Genomic DNA, 13201 nt, shown 5'->3' with positions numbered 1-13201 from the left:
TATAATTTGTGAGGCACGAACAAAAGCCAACTGTTATTTGTCCGATTTAATTGCCTTGTTATACAACTTTTAACTCATTTGCCCAATCTTCCCATGAGATACACCTACCAGGGAATGCAATTTTAGAAAACGGCCACTCATTTTGAAGCCAACTCAAGACTGTTTGGTAAAGTGCCTTATCCAAAGTGATGCTATCATCCCTAACCCAAAGATATACTTCACAATCATAGTTCTGTGATTGGCTTGGATCTATGTAAACAGAACCTAGGCATTTTTCTTTAGAATTGGTAAATACTGAATAAGCAAATGCTTCTCGTGTTTCAAATTCTTGTTTGTGAACCTTCAAACTTTTTTTATTTTCCTCGAGAGTCATATCAGTTTTAGGCCAGTCGAACTCTGGGCCAAATATCCCTTGTAGTCTTTTTTGGCTAGACATCACAGCTTCAAAATCTAATTCTGCAACTGCCTCTTCAAGAACTCTAAAATGAAAGCATTCACTGTCAAAAAGCTTAGGCGGTTCGAAAGATTCAGGAATAAAGGGGTTGGGCATACTCTAGACTGTCCATAGTTGTATAACAGCTTATTAGATGGAATAAATCCGTACTTTCACGAATTATAGTTGCCACCTTTTATTTTTATTAACAATACTTTAACTTGTATTTTGTTGATATACAAAGAATTAATTTATTTCCAGATGTTGAAACAAAGAAATATTCCTTACTTTTTTTTGAAAGGTGGCATTAATGATAATTGCTATATTTGTTTAGTGAGTTAATTTTAGGGATTAGAGTACTTAAAAGAAAAAAGCCATCAGGTTATTAGATAACGTGATGGCTTTTTGTTTTGCATTTACTTTGTGGCTACTACTTGCCTTGCGTGGCAGCAGCTACAGCTTTTTTAGTAATTTCTGTAATTGTAGCCCAGTCTTTCTTTTTAACAACATCGTCTGGAACTAACCATGAACCACCAATACAGCTTACGTTGCTTAGGCTTAAGTAATTACCCATGTTACCAACGTTAATACCACCAGTTGGGCAAAAACGAACGTGTGGGAATGGACCAGAAACAGATTTAATTGTTTTAGCGCCACCAGCAGCTTCTGCCGGGAAAAACTTAAAGTGGTCAAAACCAGCGTCAATTCCTTCCATAAGTTCAGATATTGAAGAAATACCTGGAATTAATGGAATAGAAGATTTTTGTGCAGCAGCAAGTAGCTCTGTAGTCATACCTGGGCTAAGGGCAAACTTTGCTCCTGCATCAATTGACTGTTGTAAAGTTTCTGGGTTAGTTACTGTGCCAGAACCAACCATAGCTTCAGGTACTTTAGATGCGATTTCTTTGATAACATCTAAAGCATTAGCGGTACGCAATGTTACTTCTAATACTTTAATGCCACCAGCGATTAATGCTTGTGCAATTGGCACGGCATCTTCAACGTTTTCAATGACTAGGACAGGAACAACAGGTCCCATTGCAAATAGCTCTGCTGGCTGAATTTGCCAATTGTTACTTAACGACATAGTGCCTCATTATTATTTTGTTGAATTAAATAAGCACTTGCACCTAATATGCCGGGTTGTGCTTCAGTAATTACGTAAGTTGGAATTTTTGAATTAAATTCTGTAAAACGGTTTTTTGCGATAAATCGTGCTCTAAAGTCACTGTTTTCGAAGAATTCAATGAACCTTGGGACAATGCCACCGGCAATATACACACCACCAAAAGCGGATGTAGTTAACGCTAAGTTACCTGCAAAACTACCTAAGATCTTACAAAATTGTTGTAATGCTTCTAAACAAATTTCACAGCTGTTATCTAACGCTTTGCCAGATATATCTTTTGCTTGATAATCTTGGGCAGGTACATTTTTAATCGAACATAATGCTTGATAAATTTGTTCAATACCTAAGCCTGATAACACTTGCTCGTACGACACTCTTGGGTATTTTGTTTGTAGAAACTTTAAGATTTCAATTTCAGTATCATCAACAGGAGCAAAGTCTGCATGCCCCCCTTCACCACCAACGCTTATCCATTGGTCGTGTCCCCAAATAACATTGGCAACACCTAAACCAGTACCAGGACCACAAATTGCCATTGGCGTGTGCGGTATAGATTCACCACCACCAATTTTTACTTTTTGATCATCAGATAAACTATTAATCGACCATGCAATTGCCGTGTAGTCATTGATCATGTACAAATGATTTAACTTAAGATCGGCTTTAAGCTCTGACTTAGAAAAACTCCAAGGTAAGTTTGTCATGCTGATCAAATCTTGATCAACAGGACACGCTATGGCTAAGCAAGCATTAGTTTTAGTTACCGAAGTATCGATGTTCTGATTTGTTAAATATAAATCTAAAACACTTTTTAAACTTGAGTATTCTTCACATTGAAAAAGCTCTAAGTTAGCAACGCTGCCATCAGGTTGAACTATACCAACACGTAAGTTAGTACCACCAATATCAGCAACAATATTAATTACAGATGAACTCATTGATTAAATGTCCTCAGAAAATAATGAACATGCGCCTAATTCAGCGCCACTAAGGTTGTTACGCATGAAACCAAAGATTTCACGGCCCATACCTTGGTGTTCGTGTTGTGCAGCAAATTTTGCTAATGGACGAGCAGCTAATTCAGCTTCATCAACCATTAATGTTAATTCGCCTGAAATACCATCAACTAAAATCATATCGCCAGTTTGTACTTTTGCGATTAATCCACCGTCTAGTGCTTCTGGAACTAAATGGATAGCTGCAGGAACTTTACCTGACGCACCTGACATACGTCCGTCAGTAATAAGGGCAACATTAAAGCCTTTATCTTGCAGTACACCTAATGGAGGAGTTAATTTATGACACTCAGGCATACCACGAGCTTTTGGACCTTGGAAGCGAACAACAGCAACAAAATCTTTATCAAGTGAACCTGATTGGAATGCAGCATCTAATTCGTGTTGATCTTCAAATACAACCGCTGGAGCTTTAATTACTTCTTGGCCAGGACGTAGTGATGAAGTTTTAAGAACAGAGCGACCTAAGTTACCTTTAAGTAGTTTTAAGCCACCATCTTGTTTAAATGGCTTACCAGGAGCAGCAATAATATCTGTATCGCCTGATTCTGTTGCGCCATCAACCCAAACAAGTTTACCGTCTTTTAATGTTGGTACTTGTGTGTATCGCTCTAAACCGCGACCACAAATCGTGTCTACGTCTTCATGTAATAAACCAGCATCAAGTAATTCACGGAATAATAACGCCATACCACCGGCTTCTTGGAATTGGTTGATATCAGCAAAACCGTTAGGGTAAATTCGTGTAATTAATGGCACAGCATCAGAAAGATCAGCAAAGTCGTCCCAGTTAATAATAATACCTGCAGCACGAGCGTATGCGATGATATGCATAGTTAAGTTAGTTGAACCACCCGTTGCAAGTAATGCAACAATAGAGTTTACAATTGATTTTTCATCAATCATCTTACCAACTGGTACGTAGTTACCAGACTGTTGAGTTAAACGAGTAACTTGACGAGCCGCTGCTTTGGTTAACTCTTCACGTAATTGCGTATTTGGAGCAACAAATGAAGCACCCGGTAGATGTAAGCCCATAACTTCAACCACTAACTGGTTTGAGTTAGCTGTACCAAAGAAAGTACAAGTACCAGGGCTGTGGTATGAAGCAGACTCAGCTTCAAGTAACTCATCTTCCCCTACTTCGCCTTTGGCAAATTGTTGACGAACACGAGCTTTTTCTTTATTTGGAATACCTGAAGGCATAGGACCTGCAGGAACAAATACTGTAGGTAAATGACCAAAAGTCATTGCTGCAATAAGTAAACCAGGAACGATTTTGTCACAGATACCTAGCATTAAGGTACCGTCAAACATGTTATGCGATAAAGCAACAGCAGATGACATTGCAATAACGTCACGGCTCATTAAACTTAAATCCATACCAGGCTGGCCTTGTGTAACACCGTCACACATTGCAGGTACACCACCCGCAAACTGTGCAACACCACCAGTTTCACGTATCGCTTCTTTGATAATTCCAGGGTATGTTTCGTAAGGTTGATGAGCAGATAACATATCGTTATAAGCTGAAACTATGGCAACATCACTGTGATTTAATTGCTTTAATATTGCTTTATCTTCTTTACCACAAGCAGCAAAACCATGGGCTAAATTGCCACATGATAAGCTTGAGCGGTGAACTTTAGATGATTTCGCTGCATCGATTTTAGCAAGGTAACTTGCTCTTGTTGCTTTACTACGTTCAATAATACGCTGTGTAATAGCAACAACATTTGCATTCATTTTAGTTTTTGACATGATATTTATTCCGCCCAGATAATTTCGCAAGTTTTTTCGCTGTTATGTAAGAATGCACGAATTGGCATTTCAACAGCATTATCATTAGCAAGAGCTTGGTTTAATACATCTTGCTTTGATTGACCTACGATGTGTAAATAAAGATGAGAACAGCCGATTAGCGCATTAAAATTAAATGTAATACGCTCGTATGGAGCTGTTGTTGGGATTGTTTTCATTAACGCTGGTTCAGAAGTCGTACTTAGCCCTTGATGAACTTGTTCGCTACATGGGAAAATTGATGCCGTATGACCATCTTCCCCCATACCTAAGATAACTATATCTAAAGGTAGTACAGTGTTGTTAGCCTGTTTAGTTAGCGACGTAAGGTATTCTTGATCAAACGTACCTTCTTGCTTTAATGAGAACAATTGGGCGCTACTTGCTTTATTAATTAACAAGTTTTCTCTAATTAGCTTATCGTTACTGTCGTTATTATTAACATCAACCCAACGATCATCAGCTAATGTAACCGTTACTTTACTCCAATCAATATCTTTTTGAGATAAAGCATTGAAGAAACCTTTAGGCGTACTACCACCCGAAAAGGCAATACTTGCACGGCCTTTATTAGCAATTGCTTGTGCTAGTTGCTCTGCAACTTTAGTCGCGAACTCTTGGTCAAGCTGTTCACGACTTTCAAATGTATTTAAATTATGCATTATTCGTCCCAGTTTCTGTCGTCGCGAGCAATTAAAGAGATTGATGATACAGGTCCCCATGAACCGGCAGCATATGTCTTAGGTGGCTCATTAGATGAATTCCATGCACCAATGATGCTATCAGCCCATGTCCATGCGGCTTCAACTTCATCTCGGCGAATAAATAATGATTGGTTACCAATAATGGCACTTAAAATTAAACGTTCATAGGCGTCAATAACACGCTCATTTTCGTTAAAATCAGAAAAACTTAAATCTAGTTTTGTTTCACGAATCTCAAGTTTAGAGTTGATACCCGGAACTTTGTTCATCACAGTTAATTCAACGCCTTCATCAGGCTGTAAACGTATGGTTAGTTTGTTCGCTGGTAATTGCGCATAACTTTCACTGAAAATGTTATGTGGTTGATGCTTAAAGTTAATAACAACTTCAGAGTGCTTACATGGCATACGCTTACCAGTTCTTAAATAGAATGGTACGCCTGCCCAGCGCCAGTTATCAATTTCAGCTTTAATAGCCACAAACGTCTCTGTTCTACTTTCGGTGTTAGCACCTTCTTCTTCAAGGTAACCAGGTACAGGAGAGCCATTTAAATGACCTTTGCCGTACTGACCGCGAACAGTCTTTTCATGAATATTGGTTTTATCAATAGGACGAAGTGCTTTTAATACTTTTAACTTCTCGTCACGGATATTTTCTGCAGATAAATCTGTAGGCGGCTCCATCGCAAGATAAGATAGAATTTGTAGAAGGTGGTTTTGCACCATGTCACGCATTTGGCCTGTTTGGTCATAGAAACCCCAACGACCTTCAATACCGACACTTTCTGCTACGGTAATTTGTACATGGTCAATACTACTGTGATCCCAGTTAGTACTAAATAACGAGTTAGCAAATCGTAAAGAGATCAAGTTCAATACTGTCTCTTTACCTAAATAGTGATCAATACGGTAAATTTGCGACTCTTCAAAGAAGCGACTTACCTTATTATTAATAACTTTTGATGAGTCTAAGTCGTAACCGATAGGCTTTTCCATAACAACACGAGCGTTCGCATTATCAAGACCATGAGCATTTAAGCCTTCAGTAATTAAACCATATATAGATGGAGGCGTAGCCAAGTAGTGTAGCGTCATTACATCTGGGTTTAATGAATCAGCTAAGCTCTTAAAGCTTTCCTTATCACTTAACTCAAGTTTTAGATATTCAAATCTTGCAACAAAACGTTCTACGGCAGAATCTTCTAGACCGGTTTTAACAAAGGTAGTTAAGTTTTCAACAACAAAGGCTTTAAATTCTTCATCGGTAAACTCATTACGTGCAACACCAATGATTCTGGTTGTTTGCGTTAATAGGTTTTCGCATTCTAGCTGATATAAAGCAGCGAATAACTTTCGCTTAGATAAATCACCTGCAGCACCAAATAATACAATTTGTTCTGCTCTTTCTGGAGTTTGTACAGACATACACTTGCTCTCTCAAAACAATGAAAATAAATTACATTTCATACTAATTTAAACTGATAACGGTTTCAGGTAAAGTACTAATTGTAATTAAATTACAATTGGGTAACGCCTTTATACCGTGGGATTGCTTAGATATCAGGCATTTTATCCGTTAAAATGTTTCAAACTTTCTGAAATTCGGTTAATATTTGTCAACAAATGTGAAATAAATTTACATAAAAGCTGTTTTATTTCATAAAAATAATTTACAGTAACAGCAATTCAACATGAGGTCTGTTAATGAACATATTAGAAAAAATCTCCAACGAATTTGATTCTTTCAGTAAGTCAGAGCGTAAGGTTGCCGAAGTGATCCTTGCCTCTCCTGCAACAGTAATACACGCAAGTATAGCGTCTTTGGCTAAGCAGGCTAATATAAGTGAACCTACAGTTAATAGGTTTTGTAGACGATTAGATACTAAAGGCTACCCTGACTTTAAACTGCATTTAGCACAAAGTTTAGCTAATGGTACTCCTTACGTTAACCGTCACGTTGACGAAAACGACTCAGCGGAAGAGTACACTACTAAGATATTTGATTCGACACTTGCCAACCTTGAAATGGCTCGTAAAAGTTTAGACACAGGTTTGATCAACCGCGCTGTTGATGTTCTAACTCAAGCAAATAAGATTTCATTTTTTGGATTAGGAGCTTCAGCCGTTGTTGCTCATGATGCACAAAATAAATTTTTTAGATTTAATGTGCCTGTTATATATTTTGACGACATTTTAATGCAACGCATGAGCAGTATCAATAGCTCTCAAGGCGATGTTGTTGTTGTTATTTCACATACCGGCCGAACTAAACCTCTTGTAGAAGTTGCTCATATTGCACGTGAAAATGATGCCATTGTTATTGGTATAACAGATGCAGGCACCCCGCTTGCTAAAGAATGTAATATTGTTTTATCACCAACTGTTGCCGAAGATACTGACCTTTATATGCCTATGGCATCACGTATTGCCCAGCTAACATTGATTGATATTTTAGCAACCGGTTTTACATTACGTCGCGGTTCAAAATTCAGAGATAACCTGAAGAAGGTTAAAGACAGTTTACGTAGCTCACGATTTGAGCGCAGAGAATAATTCTCAAATTAAAATAAATAGTTAAATAAATAATTTAATAGTTAAATAAGGTTACCCTTAAGATGCCAAGAAGAACGAAAATAGTAGCGACATTAGGTCCAGCTACTGATGATATCAATGTATTACGCGAAGTAATTAAAGCTGGCGTTAACGTTGTACGCTTAAACTTCTCTCATGGAGTTCCACAAGATCACATCACTCGTGCAGAAAATGTGCGTGCGATTGCCAAAGAATTAAATACTTACGTAGCCGTTTTAGGTGACTTACAAGGTCCTAAAATCCGTGTATCTAAATTTAAAGATGGTCCAATTAATTTAGCTATTGGTGATTCTTTCATCTTAGATGCTGAGCAAGACACAAATTCTGGTAACCAAGAAAGTGTTGGTATTGATTATAAAGAACTACCTAACGATGTAAGTAAAGGTGATGTTTTATTATTAGATGATGGCCGTGTACAACTTATTGTTGATAAAGTTGAAGGCTCTAAAGTTTACACTACAACAAGCGTTGGTGGACCTTTATCGAATAACAAAGGTATTAACCGCCAAGGTGGTGGTTTATCAGCTGCAGCTTTAACTGAAAAAGATAAAAAAGATATCATTTTAGCAGCTGAATTAGATGCAGACTTCTTAGCCGTTTCTTTCCCAAGAGATGCTGCCGATATGCGTGAAGCACGTTTATTAGCTCAAGAAGCTGGTTGTAATGCACGTCTTGTGTCAAAAATTGAGCGTGCAGAAGCTGTAAATGATAACGAAGTATTAGATGAAATTATTTTAGCCTCTGATGTTGTTATGGTTGCTCGTGGTGACTTAGGTGTTGAGATTGGTGATGCGGCTTTAGTTGGTAAACAAAAGCATATTATTGCTCGTTCTCGTCAGTTAAACCGTGTAGTTATTACCGCGACGCAAATGATGGAAACAATGATCACTCATCCTATGCCAACTCGTGCTGAAGTAATGGATGTTGCCAACGCTGTTCTTGATGGTACTGATGCGGTAATGCTAAGTGCTGAAACCGCTGCTGGTAAATACCCAGTAGAAACAGTAAAAGCCATGGCTTCTGTATGTATTGGTGCAGAGAAACAACGTTCAGTGAATATTTCTAAACACCGTTTAGATATAATGTTTGATGGTGTATCTGAAACTGTTGCCCTTTCAGCTATGTATGCAGCTAACCACCTTAAAGGTGTTAAAGCGATTGTATCTTTAACTGAATCAGGTATGACAGCAAAAATCATGTCGCGTATTACTTCTGGTTTACCGATCTTCTCTTTATCTAGACATGTTAAAACTTTAAGTAAATCTGCTATCTACCGTGGTGTTTACCCAGTTCATTTTGACTCGACTCAAACAAGTGATGCAGAGTTAAATAAAGCAGTCTTAGCAGCAATTAGTGAACAAACTGAGTCAAACCTTGTAAGTGGTGACAAAGTTATCTTTACTCACGGTGACACTATGGAAACAGTTGGTGCTTCAAACACAGTTAAAATCTTAACTGTTCAGTAAAATTATTTACTCACTCTTTTAAAAGGTCAGCCATGTGCTGGCCTTTTTTATTTTTCTCTTGTCTGTGTAAATATTTATCGTATGCTTATACCAATCTAAGCTATTATTTTAATAGATAAAAAGGAATGTATTGGTATGTTAAAAAATAACAATAAAATTGCAATTTTAACCAGTGGTGGTGATGCTCCTGGGATGAATGCGGCAATCAGAAGCTTAGTCTTAGCAGCCCTTCACTACAAAATGGAAGTGATTGGCTTTAACTACGGTTTTAATGGCCTAATTGAAGCTGATTTTTGTCAACTCAACGAGTCTAGTGTACGTAACATCATTCATTGCGGTGGCACTATATTAAAAAGTGCCCGTAGCCCGAAATTTATGACCGAAGAGGGTCAAAAGCAAGCGGCAGAAAATTTACATAAATTAGATGTTAGCGCACTTGTCGTGATTGGTGGTGATGGCTCATTTAATGGCATGCTTGCATTAAAGTCATTTTACCAAGGTCAACTCATCGGCCTGCCCGGTACTATTGATAACGATATTGACGGCACTGATAGCACGATAGGCTTTGCCACCGCGGTTAATACTGCAATTGATGCCATAGATAAAATACGCGATACCGCCGAAGCTTTCGATAGAGTTTTTGTGGTTGAAGTTATGGGGCGTCATAGTGGTTTTTTAGCATTAAATGTTGGTATAGCTTGTGCTGCAGAGCAAGTGTTAACATTTGAAAGTTTTAAAAATCCTGGTTTAGAATTGCAAAATATTGCCAACCATATAAAGCAATGTAAAGTTGAACGCGGGCAATCAAGTTATCTGATAGTTGCCGCCGAAAACCTTTGGCCAGAGGGTGTCGAAAAGTTATGTTCAGACTTGCAATCATACGCAAACATTAAGTGTACCCCATGTGTTTTAGGTTATATTCAACGAGGTGGCGATCCGGTCGCTAAAGATAGGATCTTAGCAACAAAACTCGGAGTGGCAGCAATAGAAGCAATTAGAGCAGGCAAAAACATGATAATGATCGGTGAGTCTTCTAATCAGATGTGTGAAGTTGCTATTGAAACAGCAATAAAGCATAAGAAACAAGTTAACGCAGCTTTACTTAAAGCGCAAAACTCAATTTTAGATATTGCCGAGCTTGCGCAATTAAATAAAATTTAAGGTGTATGGGCAATATAACTGCCCTAACCTAAAATTGCTTGCTTAACTTTGTCTTTATAACTACGACTAACCTTTAATTCTTTATCATTAGTTAAAATAATATAGTATTCGCCATTAGCGTGGTTACCAAATTTATCTATGTATGTTTTATTAACAATACTCGAGCGATGAATACGTAAAAACAATTTAGGATCTAAAGCTTCTTCTAATTCCTTCATTGTTTTTCTGAGTATGTGCGTACCAGAACTTGTATGTACACACATATAATCACCTGCAGCATCTATACACAAAATATCTTTGGTCGGCACAAGACTTGTTTCGCCAACGTCTTTAATGGCTAAAACATCAGAATAGCTGCTCATTGAAACCGGCGTATTATTGGCAAGTTGTTCTAAGATATCAGTAGTATCATTACCAGTAACTTCACTGACTAATTTAACTAATTTTTCTTTATGTAATGAATCTTTTGCATGTTCTTTATAGTGCTTAACTTTTTCTATTGCTAAGCCTAGCCTTGCACTATCAACGGGTTTTAACAAATAATCGATGGCATGAATATCGAATGCTTTGATCGCATATTGATCAAATGCTGTAACAAAAACAATTTGCGGCATATTGCAGCCTAAGGAACTTAACTCTTCTACAACTTGAAAGCCGTTTAAGCCAGGCATTTGTATATCAAGAAAGACTAAATCAGGTTGTAATTGAGAAATGCTAGCGATTGCCTCGCTACCATTTGAGCATGTTGCTACAACGTTGATATCGTCAAAATCAGTTAGCCTGACCTGTAAGCCTTTACGGGCAAGTGCTTCATCATCAACAATTATTGTACTAAGCGTAGAATTCATTATTATTCATCAAGTTGAAATGGGATCCTAATACTTATTTTAACGCCTGATGGAATATTGTCACTAGCTACAAGAGAATAATTTTCACCATAAAGTGTTGCTAACCTTTCACGTGTGTTTGCCAGCCCAACACCATTTTCTCGAGATAGGTTGCCATCGACAATTGTCGCTCCTGGTCCATTGTCACTCACTTCAAGTTGCAGATCATTAGCAAAGCGTGAAATTTTAACATCAATACTACCGCCAGATTGTTGGGTTGCAATGGCGTGTTTAATTGCATTTTCAACAATAGGTTGCAAAATCATGCTTGGTACTAGAGCGTTATTGCATTTGTTTTGAACCTGATAACTCAAGCTTAGTTTTTCTTCAAACCTAACTTTTTCAATATCTAAGTAAAGTTTTAATGCGGTTAATTCTTGTGTCAGAGTAACCTTTTTCATTGGGTCCATATCAAGTGAATATCTTAAAAATTCACTTAATCGAGTAACCATGCCATTAGCTGTTTTGCTCTCGTTAATTAAAATTAACGTTGATATGGCATTAAGGGTATTAAATAAAAAGTGAGGATTAAGCTGATAACGCAACATTTTTAACTGAGCTTGGTTTGCTAAATTATTGGCAAACAATACTTTTTGACGCTCTTGCTGAAGCATTTGATAGTATTTAACGCCAAAATATAAACCGCTCCAACTAAGCATGATCGAAAACGACCATACGCTGTTCTGGGCGTAATATAGCCAGAAGTCGGGTCTAAAACCGTGCTTGTATATTTCCCAATGAGTAACGTTCTTTACTACTTGCCATAACAGGCCTGCTGAGTAAGAAGAAAGAATAACGACAAGAGCAAGCTTAAGTGGTGGTAAATTCCACGCCCTTTGATAAACATATCTAAGCGGTAAAGATAATAAAGCACCTGCGTAAGCGCTTAAAATAATCATCCAAGTAAACAATGACCTTAGATCATGAATTAATGACCCAAAATAATTAACTAAGGCAAAACCAACCCAGCCGCCAATATGCAGGAGCCAAAATAGTCGATTTCTGTTTTCTATAAATTCTTGCCACTTCAAAATAAACTCTGAATATTAATAAGTTGTAATATATCTGTTATTTAGTATGGCCTTAACCCAAGCTTATGGCACTGTTATTGAGCTTAGAGAATACACCTTTTATCTCAAATTAGAGCGTTACCTTCTACTCTTGTACTTTATTTAGGCAGGTTTAGGCAAAGGTATGAATAAATGCTTTAGCCTGAAAATATTGCTTATTTAAGGTGGGATTACTCGTTTTGTGGTTGGCTACATACCATAAACTATTGAGCAAGTTACAAAGCTTGGCATAGCTAACTACTTTTTTTAGGCTAGCTTGTGCATGTTTGGATTTATCATTATAAAGGGCAACAAACTCTGGATAATTACTTTCTGCAATATTGTTAATGGTTAACGCCATAGCTATGTCGTACTCACACTCTGCTAAGCAGCAGTACTCCCAATCAATAAGTTTTAAGATGTTATCAACAACCATCACATTAGTGTAATTAATATCGCCATGACAAAGTACGAGCTCATTTGCTGATACATTGATACTTTTTAAAATATCAGAAACGCTATCACTTATATTGTTTTTAGCCGCATAAGGTAAATCGACTTTAGCAAGTAAGTTATCAACACTTAAACTTATATCTAGTGCCTGGGCAGACTTAGGTAATGAATGACATGCACTTAATAAATCAATTAAATGCTTATGTTTAGCTTCAATCGTTATAGAAACGTCATCTAAGATAACGCCATCTAAGTATTGATAAACACAATAATGGCCATGCGGACAATAAGAAATTACTTTCGGGCCAATGCTCTGTGCGCTTGCTAATTTTTCTACCGAAATTTGTGTGTCGAATGAGCTAAGATTTGGCTTATTGTAAATTTTAACGAAAAAAGTTTGAGCCTTGCTTACCACTTTAAAACAATGATGGCTTAAACCTGTATTTATTTCCTGCCATGACGAAATTGGTTGTAGTACATCTATCGCATGTAATTGTTCAATAACCGTCAAT

12 protein-coding genes are annotated in these 13201 nt (G+C 37.4%); 3 read left to right on the top strand and 9 right to left on the bottom strand.

Annotated elements, in window-relative coordinates:
- Positions 1-58: 58 nt before the first annotated feature.
- From FNN08_RS04705 to zwf, 6 genes are all read right to left on the bottom strand, one after another.
- On the bottom strand, positions 59-550 hold the full coding sequence (locus FNN08_RS04705) for a hypothetical protein (RefSeq protein ID WP_143583580.1): 492 nt from the start codon (positions 548-550) through the stop codon (positions 59-61).
- 313 nt (positions 551-863) lie between these two features.
- On the bottom strand, positions 864-1520 hold the full coding sequence (locus FNN08_RS04700) for a bifunctional 4-hydroxy-2-oxoglutarate aldolase/2-dehydro-3-deoxy-phosphogluconate aldolase (protein WP_143583579.1): 657 nt from the start codon (positions 1518-1520) through the stop codon (positions 864-866).
- Positions 1511-2500 carry a glucokinase gene (locus FNN08_RS04695; RefSeq protein WP_143583578.1) on the bottom strand — a complete coding sequence of 330 codons (990 nt, stop codon included), beginning with the start codon at positions 2498-2500 and terminating at the stop codon, positions 1511-1513. Before FNN08_RS04695 ends, FNN08_RS04700 begins: the two co-directional genes overlap by 10 nt.
- A gap of 3 nt (positions 2501-2503) precedes the next feature.
- Positions 2504-4324, bottom strand: coding sequence for a phosphogluconate dehydratase (gene edd / locus FNN08_RS04690; RefSeq protein ID WP_143584568.1), 1821 nt, complete (start codon positions 4322-4324; stop codon positions 2504-2506).
- A 20-nt stretch (positions 4325-4344) separates the two neighbouring features.
- On the bottom strand, positions 4345-5040 hold the full coding sequence (gene pgl, locus FNN08_RS04685; protein ID WP_143583577.1) for a 6-phosphogluconolactonase: 696 nt from the start codon (positions 5038-5040) through the stop codon (positions 4345-4347).
- Entirely contained in the window at positions 5040-6506 is a 1467-nt protein-coding gene (gene zwf, locus FNN08_RS04680; protein WP_143583576.1) for a glucose-6-phosphate dehydrogenase, read from the bottom strand. The genes pgl and zwf overlap by 1 nt, the downstream gene beginning before the upstream one ends.
- 279 nt (positions 6507-6785) lie before the next feature.
- Here zwf and FNN08_RS04675 point away from each other — a divergent pair, with 279 nt between their 5' ends.
- The 3 genes from FNN08_RS04675 (at position 6786) to FNN08_RS04665 (ending at position 10300) form a co-directional block, all read left to right on the top strand.
- A complete protein-coding gene (locus FNN08_RS04675) occupies positions 6786-7634 on the top strand; it encodes a MurR/RpiR family transcriptional regulator (protein WP_143583575.1) in 849 nt (282 codons plus the stop codon).
- Positions 7635-7696: 62 nt separating this feature from the next.
- The gene (gene pyk, locus FNN08_RS04670; protein WP_143583574.1) at positions 7697-9139 is read left to right on the top strand and encodes a pyruvate kinase; all 1443 of its coding nucleotides are present in this window, start codon (positions 7697-7699) and stop codon (positions 9137-9139) included.
- Between the two features lie 135 nt (positions 9140-9274).
- The gene (locus FNN08_RS04665) at positions 9275-10300 is read left to right on the top strand and encodes an ATP-dependent 6-phosphofructokinase (protein ID WP_143583573.1); all 1026 of its coding nucleotides are present in this window, start codon (positions 9275-9277) and stop codon (positions 10298-10300) included.
- A 23-nt stretch (positions 10301-10323) separates the two neighbouring features.
- Here the strand turns inward: FNN08_RS04665 and FNN08_RS04660 are convergent, their stop codons facing one another.
- The 3 genes from FNN08_RS04660 to FNN08_RS04650 all read right to left on the bottom strand — a co-directional run bounded on the left by FNN08_RS04660 (position 10324) and on the right by FNN08_RS04650 (position 13200).
- Entirely contained in the window at positions 10324-11148 is an 825-nt protein-coding gene (locus tag FNN08_RS04660; RefSeq protein ID WP_143583572.1) for a LytR/AlgR family response regulator transcription factor, read from the bottom strand.
- Positions 11149-11150: 2 nt separating this feature from the next.
- The gene (locus FNN08_RS04655) at positions 11151-12218 is read right to left on the bottom strand and encodes a sensor histidine kinase (protein ID WP_143583571.1); all 1068 of its coding nucleotides are present in this window, start codon (positions 12216-12218) and stop codon (positions 11151-11153) included.
- 151 nt (positions 12219-12369) lie between these two features.
- Positions 12370-13200, bottom strand: coding sequence for a phosphotransferase (locus tag FNN08_RS04650; RefSeq protein WP_143583570.1), 831 nt, complete (start codon positions 13198-13200; stop codon positions 12370-12372).
- Position 13201 lies beyond the last annotated feature (1 nt).

It is taken from the genome of Thalassomonas sp. M1454, assembly GCF_007097525.1.
GTDB lineage: Bacteria > Pseudomonadota > Gammaproteobacteria > Enterobacterales > Alteromonadaceae > Thalassotalea_A.
Note: the sequence above shows the minus strand (reverse complement) of the source record. Positions and strands in the feature narration are given on the sequence as shown.

Bases quoted from the DNA above. Each gene is read 5' to 3' on its own strand.
- FNN08_RS04705 (WP_143583580.1), bottom strand. From the start codon at position 550: ATGCCCAACCCCTTTATTCCTGAATCTTTCGAACCGCCTAAGCTTTTT.
- FNN08_RS04665 (WP_143583573.1), top strand. From the start codon at position 9,275: ATGTTAAAAAATAACAATAAAATTGCAATTTTAACCAGTGGTGGTGAT.
- FNN08_RS04675 (WP_143583575.1), top strand. From the start codon at position 6,786: ATGAACATATTAGAAAAAATCTCCAACGAATTTGATTCTTTCAGTAAG.
- FNN08_RS04700 (WP_143583579.1), bottom strand. From the start codon at position 1,520: ATGTCGTTAAGTAACAATTGGCAAATTCAGCCAGCAGAGCTATTTGCA.
- FNN08_RS04660 (WP_143583572.1), bottom strand. From the start codon at position 11,148: ATGAATTCTACGCTTAGTACAATAATTGTTGATGATGAAGCACTTGCC.
- edd (WP_143584568.1), bottom strand. From the start codon at position 4,324: ATGAATGCAAATGTTGTTGCTATTACACAGCGTATTATTGAACGTAGT.
- pyk (WP_143583574.1), top strand. From the start codon at position 7,697: ATGCCAAGAAGAACGAAAATAGTAGCGACATTAGGTCCAGCTACTGAT.
- zwf (WP_143583576.1), bottom strand. From the start codon at position 6,506: ATGTCTGTACAAACTCCAGAAAGAGCAGAACAAATTGTATTATTTGGT.
- FNN08_RS04695 (WP_143583578.1), bottom strand. From the start codon at position 2,500: ATGAGTTCATCTGTAATTAATATTGTTGCTGATATTGGTGGTACTAAC.
- pgl (WP_143583577.1), bottom strand. From the start codon at position 5,040: ATGCATAATTTAAATACATTTGAAAGTCGTGAACAGCTTGACCAAGAG.